Origin of the sequence: Pseudoalteromonas sp. N1230-9 (assembly GCF_032716425.1) — a bacterium.
Classification (GTDB): domain Bacteria; phylum Pseudomonadota; class Gammaproteobacteria; order Enterobacterales; family Alteromonadaceae; genus Pseudoalteromonas.
Map to the genome: position 1 here is coordinate 204,309 of NZ_CP090419.1, position 17,047 is coordinate 221,355.

Annotated in this window: 17 protein-coding genes and 1 riboswitch; of the genes, 9 read left to right on the forward strand and 8 right to left on the reverse strand. The window is 41.6% G+C overall.

The window, feature by feature from the left end; translation table 11 throughout:
* Positions 1-64: 64 nt before the first annotated feature.
* Positions 65-364, forward strand: coding sequence for a hypothetical protein (locus LY624_RS01015; RefSeq protein WP_130151492.1), 300 nt, complete (start codon positions 65-67; stop codon positions 362-364).
* 38 nt (positions 365-402) lie between these two features.
* On the opposite strand, the gene LY624_RS01020 is transcribed toward LY624_RS01015, so the two are convergent.
* Both LY624_RS01020 and LY624_RS01025 read right to left on the reverse strand, forming a co-directional pair.
* Entirely contained in the window at positions 403-1,494 is a 1,092-nt protein-coding gene (locus tag LY624_RS01020) for an MBL fold metallo-hydrolase (protein WP_130151493.1), read from the reverse strand.
* Positions 1,495-1,625: 131 nt separating this feature from the next.
* Positions 1,626-2,282 carry a DUF2959 domain-containing protein gene (locus LY624_RS01025; protein ID WP_062568226.1) on the reverse strand — a complete coding sequence of 219 codons (657 nt, stop codon included), beginning with the start codon at positions 2,280-2,282 and terminating at the stop codon, positions 1,626-1,628.
* An 86-nt stretch (positions 2,283-2,368) separates the two neighbouring features.
* On the opposite strand from LY624_RS01025, the gene LY624_RS01030 reads away from it, so the two are divergent.
* From LY624_RS01030 to dtd, 3 genes are read left to right on the forward strand one after another with little or no spacing between them, the layout of a single operon-like run.
* Positions 2,369-3,241, forward strand: coding sequence for a virulence factor BrkB family protein (locus tag LY624_RS01030; RefSeq protein ID WP_341803669.1), 873 nt, complete (start codon positions 2,369-2,371; stop codon positions 3,239-3,241).
* Positions 3,242-3,266: 25 nt separating this feature from the next.
* The gene (locus tag LY624_RS01035; RefSeq protein WP_341803670.1) at positions 3,267-4,220 is read left to right on the forward strand and encodes an alpha/beta fold hydrolase; all 954 of its coding nucleotides are present in this window, start codon (positions 3,267-3,269) and stop codon (positions 4,218-4,220) included.
* Positions 4,208-4,645, forward strand: a complete 438-nt coding sequence (dtd, locus tag LY624_RS01040; protein WP_341803671.1) for a D-aminoacyl-tRNA deacylase — start codon at positions 4,208-4,210, stop codon at positions 4,643-4,645. The genes LY624_RS01035 and dtd overlap by 13 nt, the downstream gene beginning before the upstream one ends.
* Here dtd and LY624_RS01045 read toward each other — a convergent pair whose 3' ends face one another.
* Positions 4,646-5,335 carry a spermidine synthase gene (locus LY624_RS01045; protein WP_130151497.1) on the reverse strand — a complete coding sequence of 230 codons (690 nt, stop codon included), beginning with the start codon at positions 5,333-5,335 and terminating at the stop codon, positions 4,646-4,648. It abuts the gene before it with no gap.
* 225 nt (positions 5,336-5,560) lie between these two features.
* Here LY624_RS01045 and LY624_RS01050 point away from each other — a divergent pair, with 225 nt between their 5' ends.
* A complete protein-coding gene (locus LY624_RS01050) occupies positions 5,561-6,454 on the forward strand; it encodes a bifunctional GNAT family N-acetyltransferase/hotdog fold thioesterase (RefSeq protein WP_130151498.1) in 894 nt (297 codons plus the stop codon).
* An 87-nt stretch (positions 6,455-6,541) separates the two neighbouring features.
* Positions 6,542-7,666, forward strand: coding sequence for a hypothetical protein (locus LY624_RS01055; protein ID WP_341803672.1), 1,125 nt, complete (start codon positions 6,542-6,544; stop codon positions 7,664-7,666).
* Between the two features lie 107 nt (positions 7,667-7,773).
* On the opposite strand, the gene LY624_RS01060 is transcribed toward LY624_RS01055, so the two are convergent.
* The 5 genes from LY624_RS01060 to dapA all read right to left on the reverse strand — a co-directional run bounded on the left by LY624_RS01060 (position 7,774) and on the right by dapA (position 12,956).
* On the reverse strand, positions 7,774-8,760 hold the full coding sequence (locus LY624_RS01060) for a phospholipase A (protein ID WP_371354397.1): 987 nt from the start codon (positions 8,758-8,760) through the stop codon (positions 7,774-7,776).
* A gap of 227 nt (positions 8,761-8,987) precedes the next feature.
* Positions 8,988-10,106: a succinylglutamate desuccinylase/aspartoacylase family protein gene (locus LY624_RS01065; protein ID WP_341803673.1), complete on the reverse strand. Its 1,119-nt coding sequence runs from the start codon at positions 10,104-10,106 to the stop codon at positions 8,988-8,990.
* 5 nt (positions 10,107-10,111) lie between these two features.
* Complete coding sequence (locus tag LY624_RS01070) at positions 10,112-11,317, reverse strand: PLP-dependent decarboxylase (RefSeq protein ID WP_341803674.1); 1,206 nt, start codon at positions 11,315-11,317, stop codon at positions 10,112-10,114.
* The gene (locus LY624_RS01075) at positions 11,317-12,057 is read right to left on the reverse strand and encodes a 2,3,4,5-tetrahydropyridine-2,6-dicarboxylate N-succinyltransferase (protein WP_119853750.1); all 741 of its coding nucleotides are present in this window, start codon (positions 12,055-12,057) and stop codon (positions 11,317-11,319) included. Before LY624_RS01075 ends, LY624_RS01070 begins: the two co-directional genes overlap by 1 nt.
* Positions 12,058-12,071: 14 nt before the next feature.
* Entirely contained in the window at positions 12,072-12,956 is an 885-nt protein-coding gene (dapA, locus tag LY624_RS01080; RefSeq protein ID WP_341803675.1) for a 4-hydroxy-tetrahydrodipicolinate synthase, read from the reverse strand.
* 137 nt (positions 12,957-13,093) lie between these two features.
* A riboswitch (Lysine riboswitch) is annotated at positions 13,094-13,290 on the reverse strand.
* Between the two features lie 183 nt (positions 13,291-13,473).
* On the opposite strand from dapA, the gene LY624_RS01085 reads away from it, so the two are divergent.
* The 3 genes from LY624_RS01085 (at position 13,474) to LY624_RS01095 (ending at position 17,020) form a co-directional block, all read left to right on the forward strand.
* On the forward strand, positions 13,474-14,169 hold the full coding sequence (locus tag LY624_RS01085) for a DNA-3-methyladenine glycosylase I (RefSeq protein ID WP_341803676.1): 696 nt from the start codon (positions 13,474-13,476) through the stop codon (positions 14,167-14,169).
* Between the two features lie 8 nt (positions 14,170-14,177).
* Positions 14,178-15,590, forward strand: a complete 1,413-nt coding sequence (locus tag LY624_RS01090) for a protein adenylyltransferase SelO (RefSeq protein WP_341803677.1) — start codon at positions 14,178-14,180, stop codon at positions 15,588-15,590.
* A gap of 380 nt (positions 15,591-15,970) precedes the next feature.
* The gene (locus LY624_RS01095; RefSeq protein ID WP_130151506.1) at positions 15,971-17,020 is read left to right on the forward strand and encodes an OmpA family protein; all 1,050 of its coding nucleotides are present in this window, start codon (positions 15,971-15,973) and stop codon (positions 17,018-17,020) included.
* Positions 17,021-17,047: the final 27 nt, after the last annotated feature.

Consider the following 17,047-nt stretch of genomic DNA (forward strand, 5'->3'; position numbering starts at 1 on the left):
ACTTCTAGCTCCAACCTTTAACTTGTAAAATAAGGCTGCCTACAAAAACAAAGGAATCGATTTAATGGACAAGGATCAAGTGGACGCGCAAATTGCTTTTTCTCAGATGCAGCATAATGAATCCATCAATGAGAAAATAGATGCGCTCAGGCCTAAGTGGTGGTCTATTATCAGTAAGTATGCAAGTTTTATTTTCACGCTTTTAGTTGTGCAATACTTCTTTCCTGAAACGATTGACCAGCCTGTTTTCTACTTTATTTTACTAATGATTTTTAATGTAAGTACTGCCCAATACTATGCAGATAAACAATTACATAAACGATTAGACTTACTTCATAGTTTAATAAAAGAGACGAAAGTCTAACCGCTTTAGTGTGCTAGATTGATAGGGGCAAGATCTTACTACAGTGACACTTGCTCACCTTCATTCAATATGTATAGAGGAACTTGGCTGCTCATGGCCTTTTGCATGTGCAGTAATCGCAGTAATGCAGAGTGACTAGAATGGTCGCCCATTTGCCAGCTTGAGTTACCATACCCCCATGGGATCATCACTTTACAGCTTAGCTCCTCAGCTGCATTTAACGCATCTTCAGGTGTTGTGTGTACATAGCGATACCACTTGCCGCTTTCTTGGTGGAAATAGGACGCTATCGGCATCAAACACACATCAATTTCGCCGTATTTTTGTTTAATATCCTGAAAATGTTTTGAGTAACCGGTATCGCCAGCGAAAAATAAGGTTTTTCCGTTTTGTTCGAGTAACCAACCATTCCATAAATCTTTATTGTGATCTTCATAAATAAAAGGCACTAAGATACGGCTGCTAAAGTGGTGAGCTGGCACGGCATGAATCGTTAAATCATTAATTTTAGTGCTTGCGTACCACGCCATCTCTGAGATAGTAAAACCACCGGTAGGAAAGTTATCTGCAAATCCTAAAGGCACTAAATAGCGTGGAGCATTGCCAATTTCTTCTATATCCGCTTTGTTAAAATGATCATAATGGATGTGTGAATACATCACCGCATCTAGGCCATCAAGCTCTACTTTTGTTGGCCAAAAACCAGGTTTGCGATAGATACCGCCTGCGAGTTTGAAGGCCAAGTCTACAGGTGAGTCAAACTGATCCTTAACGGGGTCAAACAACAACTGCTCACCACTGGGTGATTGAATATAAAAGCCTGCATGACCCAACCAGCGAACTGTAAAGCCTGAATCGACTTTAGGTACTATTTGTTCGCCTTGATAGTGGCATTGTGAGTTGCTGTCGTTGCATACAAGCAGTTCAGACGTTTCATAGCAATTGTCGGTGCAGGTTGTTGGGTATTCTTTGTCACCGGGGTAAAGGTTATGGTAACGACCTGCCTGCTCTCCTTCGGTTTTTAACGGGGTAATCGTACCTTCGCCAGCAATAACATCAACAGTGTTAGAGTTGCTACACGCTGCTAAAAGTGCAGCGGCGATAAGTGTAGGAAGTGTTTTTAAATGCATAACATGCTTACTTTTTATTCTTTGCCATGAGTTTAGCAAAATAAGATTTAAGATAAATCATTAAAAAGTAACAAGAGGTTACATAAAAAAGCCTACGTTTAAGTAGGCTTAGTGAAATGTGCGTAAGATGACTAGCTTGCTTTATTCATTTGCTCAATGAATTTATTTGAGTCTTCAATCGACTTATTCATGTCATCCATTAAAATTTTGATGTCGCGTTTTAGATTCGTAAACTCGCCTTTGATAGCTGTTACAGCTTGTGCATTAAGATTATGTTTTAGATACAGCACGTTATCGTGAAGCGATGTTAATACAGGCTCCATTTTACTCTCAGCACTGCGCATTGAGCGTAACAGTTGGTCAAATTGGCGCTTGGTTGCATTAAGCTTTTTGCTGCTTTCACGCTTTAGAGAAGCGCTTTTATATTGTTCAAGCTCATCGCTCCATTCATCGAATAGCGCTTCGGCTACATCTTCAACTTTGTTGATGTTGGTGGTTACTTGATTCGCAGCTGCAAGGCTTGATTCATAATCATCATTGAGTTGGTTGTAGGCATCTTGTAGTTCGCCACCATCAAAGTTGATTAATGTGGTCAGCCTCTCTAATGCTGATTGAAATTCTTCTTGTGACTCTTGTTGAGACTCTTTAGTTTCTTCAACACGGTCAACTAAAATATCGCGCTTATGGACACCTACAGACTCCATGGCTGAATAATAAGCTGACTGACAGCCTGATAATGCCATGGTAACTGCAAATAGTGGTGCGCTTAAAAGTGTCAGTTTTTTCATTGAGTTCCCTTTTTGGATGCCTGTCATTTCAAATTATGTGGCGGATTGCTATGATTATCAAAACATTTTAGCAGAAAGTTGATTCTATGGATGAGAAGCTCAGTCGTTATAAGCTGCAAATAAGTATTTTCCTAAAGCAGCAACCTAGTTGGTGGATGCAGTATTTGACGCGATGTATCGATGATCAAATTACGGTTAATGCTGGCTATTTGGCGTATGTGACCTTGCTATCGATTGTGCCACTTGTTGCCGTAGGCGTAGCGATATTTTCAGCATTTCCTGGGTTTGAGAGTACCTTAGTGACAATCGAAAACTTTCTATTTACTAACTTAGTTCCCACATCGACCGATGTGATTAAGGAGCATATCAGTTCTTTTGCTGGTAACGCAAATAAGATGACGGCAGTTGGGGTCGGCTTTTTAGCTGCTGTGTCGTTGTTATTGATTAGAAATGTCGATGCCACTCTCAATCGTATTTGGCGAATTAAGAAAAAGCGGCCGATGATGATTTCTTTTGCCGTGTATTGGATGGTTTTAAGCTTAGGGCCTGTGTTATTGGGCGCAAGTATTGGCGTGACCTCTTATATTGTGTCGTTAGTGTCGTTTGCTGATCAAGGAATCCCCGGTTTTAGTGGATTCCTATTAAAGCTTTTACCTTACGTTATTTCTATGGTGGGCTTTATTATGCTCTATACTTTAGTACCTAACACACGAGTTCCATTTAGAGCGGCAATACCAGGGGCTTTATTTGCAGCTATGTTGTTCGAGCTGACTAAAAAAGGCTTTGCACTGTATATCAGTCATTTCCCATCCTATGAAGTTATTTATGGGGCCCTGGCGACCATTCCTATTTTGTTTGTATGGGTATATTTGTCGTGGATTGTTGTATTACTCGGTGCAGAGTTTACGGTCTGTATCAGCCCAGAAAATATTGAAGACACCCCTGATATAGATATCTAAACTGACTGCACCTAAGGAGAACGAGGTGCAGTTTCATCCACAATACGTAGCTAACCGCGACTATCATCTGAGTGTAGGGGATGGTCATCAAATTCATGTTCAGGAATTCGGAGAGCCCAGTGGCATTGCTGTCGTTGTCTGTCATGGGGGACCTGGTTCTGGACTATGTCCTGAAAACTGCCGATTTTTTGATCTTCAGCGCTATCGTGTAATCATGTTTAGTCAGCGAGGATGCGGTCACTCTACACCTCACGATACGCAAGCGAATACGACACAGGATTTGATCTCTGATCTTGAATTTTTACGTATCCAACTTGGCGTTAAAAAGTGGCTTGTTAGTGGTGAATCTTGGGGGGCAACATTGGCTTTGCTTTATGCTATTAGTCATCCTGAATCCGTTGCAGGGCTGCTTTTACGAGCTAGTTTCTTAGCCTGTGAAAGTGATTTTGCATGGTTGTATTCACAACAAGGTGCAGGCGCCCAATTTTACCCAGAAAGCTATAGAGAATTTGCAGGAGAACTACACGATTGGTCGCAGCTATTAGATTTTTATCAATGCCAGCTTAGTAGTGAAGACCAAATAAATGCTAATAAGTATGCAAAAAGATGGTGTCATTGGGAGCAGGTTTTATGTCACGCCGAGCCATGTACAAGCTGGTGTATATCTGAACCCCACTCAGCACTGAATCAAGCACGATTAATGGTTCACTACTTTCGTCATCGTTGCTTTATTGAGGATCACTATATTACGAAACACAGTGATATATTGGCACATATTCCTACTTGGTTTATTCATGGTCGAGCTGATTTGGTGTGTCGTTACAGTGCGGTGCAGCAATTAGCAGAGCAGCTCAATGCGCAATTGTTGATATTAGATGGCATTGGGCACAGCAGTGATAATCAGGTATATTTGGCGGCAATGCGACGTGCCGCAGATTTAATGTATATCAAGTTATCGAGGGATCAATGCAAGGCTTAATTCAAAGAGTTACACAAGCGAAAGTTGAAGTGGCAGGCGAAGTAGTGGGTGAAATTTCACAAGGTATTTTGCTGCTATTAGGTGTGGAAAAACAAGATTCTGAGCAAAGCGCTCAGAAGCTTTTACATAAAGTTAGTAATTACCGCATTTTTACCGATGAACAAGGAAAGATGAACTTAAGTTTGAATGATATCAAGGGAGAGCTTTTAGTGGTTTCGCAGTTTACGCTAGCGGCTGACACTAAAAAGGGCATGCGTCCAAGCTTTTCAAGTGCAGGCACACCAGCGCAGGCAAATGAGTTATATGAGTATTTTATCGCTCAAGCAAAAGACGCTGGTTTACGTGTAGCGACTGGGCAATTTGCAGCTGACATGCAAGTGAGCCTGCGCAACGATGGCCCTGTAACGTTTAACCTATCAGTATGATTACTTTGTGATCATGACGATATGATTGACGTAGTTAGGGATTTTTTCAATACTTGGGCGTTTACCAAATTCAGTGATGAGTAAATGCTCAAGTTGTTTTAGTTGTGATGGGTGGTTAGATAAAAAGTTGATGAATAGTAAGCCATTTTTTGCCATTGCTGCACGTAACTTGGCATAAAATTGATGTTTAAATAAAAATAATGGTGCATCTACTTCACTGAATAAATCTAAAATAATCCAATCATACTCATGCCCTTGCTCTAACACCTGCTGAGCATCGAAACAGCGTAAATTATTATCATGATGACCACCAAAATAACGTTTGTAGCAGTGAATAATATCGGGGTTTTTATCAACAGAAGTTAAGTGGCTTTGTGGGTAGGTATGCTGTAAATAATTTCGGATAGCACCTCCACCTAACCCCAGCTCGAGTATTTTGTTGGGTTCTTCTAACTCTTGCCAAAGCCTTGCAAGGTACTGTAAGTGAGGGAAAAGTAATCGTGCAGGGCGGCGCTTTTCGACTACAGATTGTAATGTTTCATTAATTAACAGCCAGCGAAACTGGTTCATTTGTCTTACTTGAATAGACTCTCTACCTTGCTTGTGCCAATAAATAAGTTGCCCGAGCCTGTGGCAATCTTCAATAAAACACTGTTTTATCGCGCCACTGGGTTCAAAAAAATGTTCCATATTTCGGGCCTTTAACTTTTTATGTATAAAGTATGACAATTACTTCAGCATAGACTAGCCTCGCTAAAGTGCCAATTGTGCAGTAGTTTTTACAGCGAAGAATAATAATTTTGGCTAGGTCACCAAAGTATTATTCCAACTTGATGGAAGATAGCGTATCGTAATTTGCATTCGTTAGGCCACGAAAAAACAACATGAGATGGCTGAATTATCACAGGAGTATTTATGTTTAAAGTGACCACCCCACAAAGCAGCGAAGATTGGCAAGCGTATTATTCATTGCGTTGGCAGGTTTTAAGAGCGCCATGGGGCGAGCCGCGCGGTTCTGAACAGGATGATTTAGAACAAGACGCAGAGCACCGCTTTATCAAAAATAATGATGGTGAAGTATTAGGTGTGGCACGCCTTCACTTTAATAATCATCAGCAAGCGCAAGTACGTTACATGGCGGTAGCCGAAGGTAACCGCAATCAGCATATTGGTAGCCGTTTATTACATGAATTAGAAAAAATCGCATGGACTCAAGATGCCGATGAGCTCGTGTTGTTTGCTCGTGAGCGAGCTCTTGATTTCTATAAGCGTCATGGCTATGAGTTAAAAGAAAAAGCGCATTTAGCTTATGATGACGTACAGCACTGGAAAATGGTTAAACAAAAACCTTCTGAACCAGGCTGGTTCCGCCACCCAAACTGGACACAAGTACTACAAAATACATGGCGTGAATCAATTCCAATTAGTGATGCGATGGGTATTAAAGTTGAAAGTTATACTGATTGGCAGTTTACTACCCGCGCTGATTTAGATGCGAACTTAAACCTTCATAACACCATGTTTGCTGGCTCTATTTATAGTTTAGCTACATTAACAGGGTGGGGAGCAACTTACCTTGCGCTGAAAGAAGCAGGTCTTGAAGGAAATATCGTGTTAGCTGATGCTAACATTAAATACTTAAAACCACTTAATACCGACCCTCGAGGTTGTGTTGATGTGAAAACTTGTAAAGGTAACCTTAGCGAACTGGAAACAAAAGGCAAAACCAGTTATGTAGTGCCTGTCACTATATTTGATGGCAACGACGTTGTTGCAGAGTTTGAAGGGGTGTTTGTTGTGGTTATGTAGCATTAGTTGATTTTATGTTGATCTCTTAGATTTCTTGGCTATAGTTTAAGTTCCGATTATGGATACATTGAACTAGGGATTGATATTATGTATAAATTTATTATCTGCTTAGTTTTGCTAAGCGTGTCAGGGAAAACATTTAGTCAGGATTTTAAGGCTAGGATCTGTAAAGACTGTACTTATTCAGAAGCTAAAGAAATTGCGAAAAAGTTAAAGCCAAAACTTGTATGCCAGCAAGTTGGTAGAAATCCTAATCCTGTATTTGGAAGTGAAGAGCAATGCTATTCAACAACAAATAAAGTATTAGTGGTTAACCAAGCTACCCGTGAAATATTCGGTTTTTATAATGAGCATAGTAATCAAGGTACACCGCGTTACAATATGTCAAATACACTTAGAGATATGAGTAGCTACCCTACAGCAGTTGATACTTTGATTAATGACGTACTAGATACATATGCTCAGCTAGATGAGATCGCAGCGCAAGTTACAGCTGACTTTAATCAAGGGACGATGCCAAGTAGTACAGAAAAATTAAAATTCAATACATACAGTACTGCTAACACAACAAATGCGACTTGTGATAATGCGCCTGAGGCTAAAGCTATGAATGCGATGCTTGACGGACGAAATATGGCGAATGTTCAAAACCGTGCACAAGAATACGCAAGGCAAAAACAATTAGATACTCGCTCATTTCATAAGACACGCTTCACTGGAGTTAATTTTGGGGTCAGCGCAGGAGGTGTTTCTGTTGGTGGGACTTGGGAGTATGTCCCTGAAAATAGAACTGTCATTCAAAATTTTACACTAAATACTGACGTGCCAGTAAACTATCCGCGAAATCAAGTTGCCTATGAATTAAGTTTAGATAGTGCTGGATTTATCGGGATTGAACTTAATAAAAATGCCACCATACTCGACGGTATATCTCTAGGCGTATTGAAGCAAGTTAATTTCTCTGTTTCACAAATTTCAAACTGCTTAGCTGAGTTGTTTGACAAAAAATTTCCAAAGTCAATAAGTAGCCCTGGAGGTGGTGCCATAGGTACTCCTGCAGGATCAGGAAGTGCACCTTTAGGTTGGGGAAATATACCAGTTGTAAGAGGTGGTGGTAGATTAGGCACTTCTGGAGGTGGCGGCACGTGTACCCACCACTATTATGATCATCATGGCCATCCAATGGCGAGCATCCAGGGGGCATGCCCTTAACTTATAGTTAACTAAGCTAAAATGTAAAAGCACTAAACGTAGAATTGTTTAGTGCTTTTTGCTTCTCACTTAAAATCAACTAAATTAATACAAGCTAAAAATGAAACTTAAAGTAAGTCAGTTAACAGAATACCCACGCCAAAGCGTTCAATATCGGCGTTGTAATCAATCAAACTCTCACCATAACCATTAAAGTACTGTGCGTAACCTCGTAATCTGCCCCAAAGAGGGAAAGACCAATCGAGTTGAATTGCCCCGCGATTATCTGAGTTTAGATTATTGCGTGTCATAAAGCTGAATTCATGTTCGTTATAACGATAAGCGCCAGAAAACTCAAAGTACCCCATGTATTTATAGATATCAGGGTTGTCATCACCACTGGCTTCTAGCTCATCTTCTTTTTCATCTTCTGGGATGCGGTACCAAGGTTTAAAGCTAAACACAAAACCATCTTTTTCCCATAAAAAGTCTGCATAAATGCGATTCCATGAACGAGAATTCGGTTGGCTTCGGCCATTTGATTGATGTGATGCACCAATCGCAATTGCCATTTCATCTCCCCATAAGACATTTTCTTCATCAAGGTAGTTTATCCAGAATACCTCTGGCTCATAGTTGGTTTCACGAAATGGTGAAGAGATATCTTTGTTGTAAAATTGCCAAAACGACTGCATCGTAAACGCAAAGTACACACCTTGATCTTTATCTGAGAAGCCTTCAAAGATAGGTACCTTAATTGACAGCTGATATTTTACTTCGAGGTTGTCGAGTGGCTCACCATTTGTTTCTTCTGCTAGATCTTTTAAACCGTCAAAAGGGCGAGTATTTGGATGCGATACGTAAGACAGTGGCAAGATATAGTTACGTTTATGTGGCGTGATTACATTGCGGTTTTTTTTACTTACTTCTTCGCGTGCTTTTCGTTTATCAAGTGCTGTAAGTTTTTTACTTTCATCTAAATCAGAGCATTTTTTTCGAAGCTCTTCGAGCGTTTGTTTACCGTCACCACCAATCGCTTCATTTAAAATACATTGTTTTACTAATTCGAGCGCGTCATCTTGTTCATTGGTTTTTGTTTCTTCTGTCTGCGCCATAACAGGTACAGAAAATAAACTAGCGACAGCTAGCCACGTGCGCCATCCCATTGCGATTTCCTTATTGAATAGAGGTGAAGTTAAGATAAGTATAACGATTTTTACATAAGTAACCGTGAACTTGTACTGAATTGTTAAATTTTTAGGTAAATAGAGCCCCAAGCGAAACTTGGGACTCTGCTGTTACGGCCTAAGCCGTGACTCTCACGCAATGAGAAGGGGTGAGCTTATAGCTCAAATACGTTGGTAAAAAACTTATATAATTCGGTGCCTTGATTCACGCTTGCTGAAGCAAAATGTAAAATGGCTATTGCATCTTTATCAAAACTGAGTGTTTGTAATGGTTGTTCTGATAGGTAGCGCTCCATTCTTAAAATATGGGCTATAGGTTCACCTGCTTTAATATGGCCACCCAGTGGCGCTAGGTACTCCACCATGCCGCCCATGGGAGCGTAGTAAGCAATATAATCTTTAAGCATACAGGCATAACGTGTCATCGCTTTGGGTTGATACGCTGCATCAACTAATACCTTTTTGTGGTTGAGGTAACTTAAAATGCTATTTGCATCTTCAAGAGCTGCACTTAAATCGATTTTTTCTTGGCTACCTAGCTCAACGGTGAATGCCTCGACTTGGACAGCGAATTCACGGCCTTGTTTGCCAAGCTCTTCAGATAACGACCACCATGGACAGAAACTCGCTTCATCCATCGCGCCATCAAAATCATTCGGGATCAATAACACATGCTCTATGTTGAAATAGCGCGCGCTGTCTTTGGCGTATTCAGGGCAATATAAGTGCTGACTTGAGATAGGCCCAGTGTGAAGGTCTAAAACAATATCAGCCTGATGGGCAAGCTTTTGTAAGTTAAGCGCAATACGTTTACCGGTTGTTAGGCTGTAATCAGGGCCTGTTAGTTGGCTGTCGATATCAGCAACCAGTGCTTCTTTAAACGCCGCTTTAAGGATCGCATCATCACTGTCTTTGTGCTGTTCAGCAATTTGTGATGGTAAGGCTTTGTTAAAGCGGTACATGCGGTTCCAGTTGGTGCCCGTAATTGGATCGAAGCGACCTAGCGTAAACTCGCCTGATTTTTGGTTACAACCAATTGGGTTGGCATAAGGCACTAGGGTAATATCGCCATGCAGCTTGAGTGATTTTAGCTGCTCTAGCAATTGATAAATTACTGCATTACCTTGCACCTCAGCACCGTGCATATTGGCTTGTATATACACGTTTGGGCCTGTGCCATCGCCTTTTAAGCGATACACAGGGATTGTCAGTGGTAGGCCGTTGGCAATCTCGCCAACCACAATATTCTCTTGGCTAATGAATTCTTTACTCATGGCGATTACCTCAAATAATAGCTGGCATCTTCAGCGCTACGAATGCACTCAATATTGCCTTGTTCAAGGATGTATTCAGCCGCTAATTCGTGGCATAAAAAGTACGGCATACTTTCGGTAAAGCCATATGCCCCACATTGGCTGAATACCAACCAGTCTTGTTCATTTAAATCGCTTGCTAATTGGTGTTCACCCAAGCAATCAAGGGCGGTGCAAAGCGGGCCGTATAAAGTCATTGCCTTAGGTTCAGCCGTTGATTCGCGTAGTAACGCCGCAGGGAAATCTTGGCTTGTTACAGCAGGGCGAAGTAAATGGTTAATACCGCCTGATAAAATCACCTGCTGTTGATTGTAATTCTCTTTGCGCTCAACAACCGGTGTTGCGTAATGGCCACATTCGCCCACCGCATAGCGGCCAAGTTCCATCCAAAGCTCTTTGACACCAGCATCTGCTTTAATGCTCGCCAGGGTCTCGATAAGTGCAGACCAATCAAGTTGGTTAGCATCTTGGGTATAAGGAATGCCTAAGCCACCCCCTAAATCGAGAATATGAAGGTTAATATTTAATGAGCGTGCTAGCTGTTGTAATGGCGCAATCATCGCGCGCCATAGCTCGGCGAGCTTGTTAGTGCTCAGCATATTGCCCCATTGGAAAATATGCAGACCATCAAAGCTAAGAGCTGGGTAATCACTTGCAGTGAGTGCTTGCCACTCATCACAGCCTAAACCAAAAGGAGTAAGGCTATCGCCGCCAAGTGGATTCTTTTCGCTGTCTGGCCAACGTAATTGAACACGCAATAGAATTTGCAACTGACAATTTGCTTTTGTTGCTTCCTCATTTAACCAGCGAACTTGGTTAATGCTCTCGGCCACAAAAGTACGTACGCCGCGAGCAATAAAATGTGAAATTTGTTTAGGGCTTTTTGCAGGCCCTGTGTTGAGCACGCGCTCGCTATCGATGCCTTGAGCAAGTACTTGCTCAAGTTCACCTTTACTTGCAACATCAAAGTTAAACCCTGCGCTGTCTAAACATTGAATAATGCGAGACAGTGGGTTGGCCTTAACGGCATACCAAAGTTTCACATCGGTTTGTGCAGTCAGTTGATTTAGATGTGCAGTTAATTTATCTAAATCATAGATAAAAAATGGCGTATCAAGATGCGTTGAAACGTGTTCAACCGCTTGCTTGATGGGCGTGCTCAAAAAGCTCATTAACGTAAAACCTCTTCTAACAGTAATGATGCATCGCTTTGTTCGTCACGGTATTTCACGATCAATGCACACGACATGCTTAGACCTTGTTCACGACCCCATGCATTTGAAGCTGGGCGAGAGCCTGGGATCACAATCGCGTTTTCTGGGATTGCTTCACCTTTGTCTAGCTGGCGCTCGTTAACGCAATCGTAGACAGGAATGGTTGCAGATAAGCGTACACCCGGCGCAAGTACGGCACCTTTTTTCACAACCACACCTTCAACAATAACGCAGCCTGCGCCGATGAATGCGTCATCTTCAATTACCACAGGGCTGGCACCAATTGGCTCAAGTACGCCACCTAATTGTACTGCCGCACTTAGGTGAACATTTTTACCCACTTGTGCACATGAACCCACTAGTGCGTGGCTGTCGACCATTGTGCCTTCGTCGATGAACGCGCCAATATTTACATACGCTGGTGGCATGATAATGGTGCCTTTGGCAACGTGTGCACCACGACGAACACTGCTACCACCTGGTACCATACGCACGCCTGCATCTGCTGCAAAGCCTTGTGGTGCTAAGTTGTGCTTATCAACAAAACCACCTGGGAACTCGGTATTTGTGCCATTTTTAAAGGCTTCTAAAATGCCTTGTTTAACTTCAACATTGGCGTGCCAGTTGCCGTTCTCGTCTTGTGTTGCTGCGCGAACTGCGCCTGATTCTAAGTTGTTTAATAATTCTAACCAGCTCATGATAAAACCTGTTTTTAGTTCCAAGATAAAATTGTGTTGTTTGCGTGGGTGATGCTGTCTGTTTGCTCAAGCTCTAAATGTGTAAGCGGCGGACGTAAATGCGGGGTATTTATTTTACCTTGCAGGTGCATCAGTACTTTTACGGGGATTGGATTTGCTACAGCGAATAAACTTTGGATTGCTTGCGACCAATCGGTGAATAGATTTGGGTATTGACCACTTAAACTGCGTTTAACAAACTCATGGGTTTGACTCGGCCAAGCATTCGCGGCAACCGACACTAAACCTTTTGCACCAGCTTGAGCAAAATACGGCATAAGTGCATCATCGCCACTGAAAATGGCCAGTGTTGGAGATGCCGTTCTAAAACCTTCAAATTTACTAATGTCGCCACTGGCTTCTTTTAAAGCCCAAAGGTTTTTGTGCTCAGCAAGGTTTTTGATCACCTGCGGTGCAATCTCAACTGCACTTCTTCCTGGTACGTTATACAACATACAAGGGTGATGACTTGCGTTAAGTAGGCTTTCAAACCAATGTGTTTGGCCAACAACCCCTGGCTTTGCATACAGAGGTGAGCCCAATAAATAGCCATGAATAGGTAGTTGATTGCAGTATTCAACCCAAGCAATTTGTTGCTTAAGGTTCATACCGCCCACAGCAACCATGAGGGGGACACTCGGTGCTAATTGGCAAACATGCTCAACAATGGCTTGTTGCTCTTTAAGTGAAAGCGCCAGTCCTTCACCGGTACTGCCAAGCAATAAAATGCCGTTATTTGCATCTTGCTGCTCAGCCACCAGTTGTTCAAGGGCCGTGTAATCGACCTCGCCAGATTCAGAAAAAGGCGTGACAAGCGCTGTCCATAATGGATAGTCGTTTAAATCAAAATTGTTGATCATCTCTCACGAACTTATAAGGTATTCGAAGAGTTTATGCGGGAACATTTGAATGGAGCCGCATGTCGTCGTTCGAACAAGGTATAATTCGAAGAGCGAATGGGCTTAAAATAATAAAGACGCGACGGCCTTATTATACTAAGACCAGAAGCTCTCCACCAAACTAATCAATAGCAATTTGCTATTGTTGGTGACAGTCGCTGGGATTCAGCCCAGTCGCCCGAAATAAGCACCTCACAAACGGTGTTACTTCTCGGCGTTAATTCCCCTCACGTATGATCAACAGAGTCTGTGCTCTTCCCATACGCTACCTGAATAACGCACCTCTTCCAGCCCTTTATGCTCGCTTTAAAGGTTAAAGCCAACATAGTTAAATAGGGTATATTCGGCGATTAAAGCATTTTAGCCATCTAGGTGTCAAGGCGAAGGATTTGTTTTTTAGTGACCGATTTTGCAACATGGTTACGTATAAGCGTGTTTTTACGTACACTTAGCGTTAACCAAATAAATTGGAAAAATGATGGAAAAATTTAACGATATTTATCAACGAGCCGTATCTCGAAAGGGCAGCGAAGAAATGCTGCATGCACTGTTATCAAACCCGCTCGATGATACTGATATTGCCAAAATGCATGACGATTTATGGTTAGAAGAGTTCACGCGTAAAGTTTTTCAAAGCGGCTTTTATTGGTCTGTTATCAATAACAAGTGGGCAGGTTTTCGCGACGTGTTTTGGGATTTCAGCGTAGAGAAACTGTTGATGATGCCGCCAGATATGCTTGAGCAAAAAGCCAGTGACGAGCGAATTGTTCGTAATTTTAAAAAAGTACAAACGATCCCAGAAAACGCATACATGATCCACGAAGTTGCCGAAAAACATGGCAGCTTTAGCCAGTTTATTGCGGATTGGCCAACTGACAATATTATTGGCTTGTGGGCCTATCTTAAAAAACATGGTGCGCGTTTAGGGGGAAATACTGGCCCTTACGCTTTGCGAGCGCTTGGTAAAGATACCTTTTTACTTTCTCGCGATGTAGAAACCTACTTGCGTGCCCACGAGTTGATAGAGGGCGGCTTACAAACTAAAAAATCGTTACAAGCAGCACAAGATTTTTTCAATGAATTACAACAGCAAAGTGGCTATAGCCTGCAAGCACTTAGTCAGCTTGTGGCCTATGGGGTAGGTGATAACCGCGTAGGTGTAGCCACACGTTAAGGACAGTTATGAAACTGCAAACTCGATACACAGATATCAGTGAACTGCTCGCTATTAAAGATATGCCGAGCACCGCTGCTAAGCCGCAATTACTGCTCTTCAATGACAAGCTAGCTGATAACTTTTCAATTAAACATGACAGCGAATTTTTAGCTAAATTACTATCTGGTTCGACGATAGATAACGCCGTGGCACCGGTTGCACTTGGTTACTCAGGTCATCAATTTGGTCATTTTTCACCGCGTCTTGGTGATGGCAGGGCGCATTTGCTTGGCGCTATTACAGATAAAGATGGCACATTGTGGGACTTGCAGCTAAAAGGCGCAGGAGCAACAGTGTTCTCGCGCGGTGGTGATGGTCGCTGTGCCATTGGCCCTGCAGTGCGTGAGTACATTATGAGTGAGGCGCTTCATGCGCTAGGTATCGCGACTACGCGCTGTTTAGCTGTGGTGACTACTGGTGAAACGGTATATCGAAATCCTCCTCGACCTGGTGCGGTCGTCACGCGTTTAGCTAAAAGCCATATCCGTGTTGGTTCATTTCAATACTTAGCAACACAGGGTGATATAGAAGGGTTAGAAAAGCTTGTCGATTACGCGATCTGTTGTCATTTTCCTGAAATTAATAGCACGGATGAAAAGCGCTATATCGACTTTTTAACAGCTGTACAAGACAAGCAAATTGAGTTGATAGTAAGTTGGATGCGTGTCGGTTTTATACACGGTGTTATGAATACTGATAACACCTTGATAAGTGGTGAAACCATTGATTATGGTCCTTGCGCTATGATGAACAACTTTGATTTTGATACTGTGTTTAGCTCAATTGATCACCAAGGGCGCTATGCATTTGGCAATCAGCCGACGATTGCTAATTGGAATTGTGCGCGCCTAGCTGAAAGCCTATTACTTTTATTTAAAGACGAAAAACAAGCGCTTACAGACCTTTCGGCGGTTATAAATAGCTTTTCAACTCGGTTCAATGACGCCTTTAATTTTATGTGGCAAAAAAAGCTGGGCTTAGAAAGCCTGGAAGAAGATGACCATATACTTGTTTCTGAATTGTTGACGTTAATGAAGCAACATAAATTGGATTATACCAACACATTTAATCTTTTGACTGAGTCATTACAGTCTCCAGTAACCATACCTGCCAATATAAAAGAATGGTATAAAAAATGGTTTTTAAGAACATCTACTCAAAGTTATAAAACGATGCGTGCTGTTAATCCTGCAGTCATTCCACGCAACCATAATATCGAAATGATTATAGGTGAATATGAGAACTCTGGAAAAAGCGCTTCACTGGAAGCATTTTTGAAAGTGATATCAAATCCTTATATTTATAAAGCTGAAAATACACATTGGTATGAGCCTCCTAAGGAGGGTGATGCGAATTATCAAACTTTTTGTGGAACTTAAAAAATTCCAGAAAAGGCTGATTGTTAGCTACTGTGCCTAAGTGTAATATTTAACACCTATGCTAAGAAATATGACTGAACACTTTTTATATATAAGTTAACGCACCTAGTTATTAAGTCTATTTTTTAGTTAATTTATAGTCGTTGTTAATTAACAATAATAACGAGTTGTTAATTTGAATGACGATTTAACTATAGTATTAGGTAAGTTTTATATTATCACCTATAGTTTCTAATGACCTGAATCAAACTATGATTTGAGTTAGTAGTATAACCTGTTACCTATTAAGTATAGGTTAACAAATCGAAGAGTATTCTGCTTATAAAATGGGCTGGGATGACTTAGCTGAAAATTTTAATTGTGAAAATGGGAAGGAAACAATGAAATTAAAATCACTTACTATGGCGATCGCATTAGCTGCAACTAGTGCATCAACATTTGCTGCAGAGAAAGAAGGTTTTTATATCGGTGTATTCGGTGACTACTACGATGCATCTTGGATTGCAACAGATTACTCACCTAATGTGAGAACTGGTTATGCAACAGGTTTCGGTGCTGAGATTGGTTACCGATTCTCAGATTACTGGAGCGCTCGTTTAGAGTACGCTGATGGAAATATTGATACTGAACACCTAATCACGGGTGATAAGTACGACATGGACATGGATAGATACGGCATCGACATGCTGCACCATTTTTCTGGTGGTCCATTCTACGGTGTGTTAGGTCTTAAAGAAATTGATGTGTACGAGAAAAGTACATTTGCAAATATTGGTCTAGGTTACCAGCACTTTGTAACTGAGGGTCTATCAGTTAACTTTGAAACATCTTACTACAGAGGTTTAGAGTTCAGTGAGTCAGACTTAAATGCTAAGTTTGGTGTAAGCTACTTATTCGGTCAATCAAGCGAGCCAGCGGCACCTGTTGAGCCAGCGCCAGTTGTTGTTCAAGAGCCAACAGATTCAGATTCTGATAACGATGGTGTAATTGATGCTGATGACCAATGTGCAAACACGCCGATGACAGACGCTGTAGATGCAACGGGTTGTACTTTGTATGAAGAGAAGCCAGTAACAATTAGCCTACTAGTTAGCTTTGCTCATGACTCAGCGGCTGTTCCACAACGCTACTTTGATGACATTGCTGAAGTTGCTACCTTCATGAAGGAAAATACAGACGCAACGGTTGTTTTAGAAGGCCATGCTTCAGCAGTAGGTGATGCTGAGTACAACATGACTCTATCTAAAAAGCGTGCTGATGATGTTGCTGATGAATTAATCAAAGACGGCATCTCTGAAGATCGTATTTCAACAAAAGGCTATGGTGAAGAGCGTTTGAAGAATGAAGCAAACACTTTAGAAGCTCACGCTGAAAACCGTCGTGTTGAAGCGCAACTAACATCAACTCAACGTGTAAAAGTTATGCGTTAATAGTGAGTTGTAAGTTTTGAGAAACCC

What these genes read in the sequence shown, in the direction of transcription:
- LY624_RS01015 (WP_130151492.1), top strand. Translation starts at nt 65, where the DNA reads ATGGACAAGGATCAAGTGGACGCGCAAATTGCTTTTTCTCAGATGCAG.
- LY624_RS01020 (WP_130151493.1), bottom strand. Translation starts at nt 1,494, where the DNA reads ATGCATTTAAAAACACTTCCTACACTTATCGCCGCTGCACTTTTAGCA.
- LY624_RS01025 (WP_062568226.1), bottom strand. Translation starts at nt 2,282, where the DNA reads ATGAAAAAACTGACACTTTTAAGCGCACCACTATTTGCAGTTACCATG.
- LY624_RS01030 (WP_341803669.1), top strand. Translation starts at nt 2,369, where the DNA reads ATGGATGAGAAGCTCAGTCGTTATAAGCTGCAAATAAGTATTTTCCTA.
- dtd (WP_341803671.1), top strand. Translation starts at nt 4,208, where the DNA reads ATGCAAGGCTTAATTCAAAGAGTTACACAAGCGAAAGTTGAAGTGGCA.
- LY624_RS01045 (WP_130151497.1), bottom strand. Translation starts at nt 5,335, where the DNA reads ATGGAACATTTTTTTGAACCCAGTGGCGCGATAAAACAGTGTTTTATT.
- LY624_RS01050 (WP_130151498.1), top strand. Translation starts at nt 5,561, where the DNA reads ATGTTTAAAGTGACCACCCCACAAAGCAGCGAAGATTGGCAAGCGTAT.
- LY624_RS01055 (WP_341803672.1), top strand. Translation starts at nt 6,542, where the DNA reads ATGTATAAATTTATTATCTGCTTAGTTTTGCTAAGCGTGTCAGGGAAA.
- LY624_RS01060 (WP_371354397.1), bottom strand. Translation starts at nt 8,760, where the DNA reads ATGGCGCAGACAGAAGAAACAAAAACCAATGAACAAGATGACGCGCTC.
- LY624_RS01065 (WP_341803673.1), bottom strand. Translation starts at nt 10,106, where the DNA reads ATGAGTAAAGAATTCATTAGCCAAGAGAATATTGTGGTTGGCGAGATT.
- LY624_RS01070 (WP_341803674.1), bottom strand. Translation starts at nt 11,317, where the DNA reads ATGAGCTTTTTGAGCACGCCCATCAAGCAAGCGGTTGAACACGTTTCA.
- LY624_RS01075 (WP_119853750.1), bottom strand. Translation starts at nt 12,057, where the DNA reads ATGAGCTGGTTAGAATTATTAAACAACTTAGAATCAGGCGCAGTTCGC.
- dapA (WP_341803675.1), bottom strand. Translation starts at nt 12,956, where the DNA reads ATGATCAACAATTTTGATTTAAACGACTATCCATTATGGACAGCGCTT.
- LY624_RS01085 (WP_341803676.1), top strand. Translation starts at nt 13,474, where the DNA reads ATGGAAAAATTTAACGATATTTATCAACGAGCCGTATCTCGAAAGGGC.
- LY624_RS01090 (WP_341803677.1), top strand. Translation starts at nt 14,178, where the DNA reads ATGAAACTGCAAACTCGATACACAGATATCAGTGAACTGCTCGCTATT.
- LY624_RS01095 (WP_130151506.1), top strand. Translation starts at nt 15,971, where the DNA reads ATGAAATTAAAATCACTTACTATGGCGATCGCATTAGCTGCAACTAGT.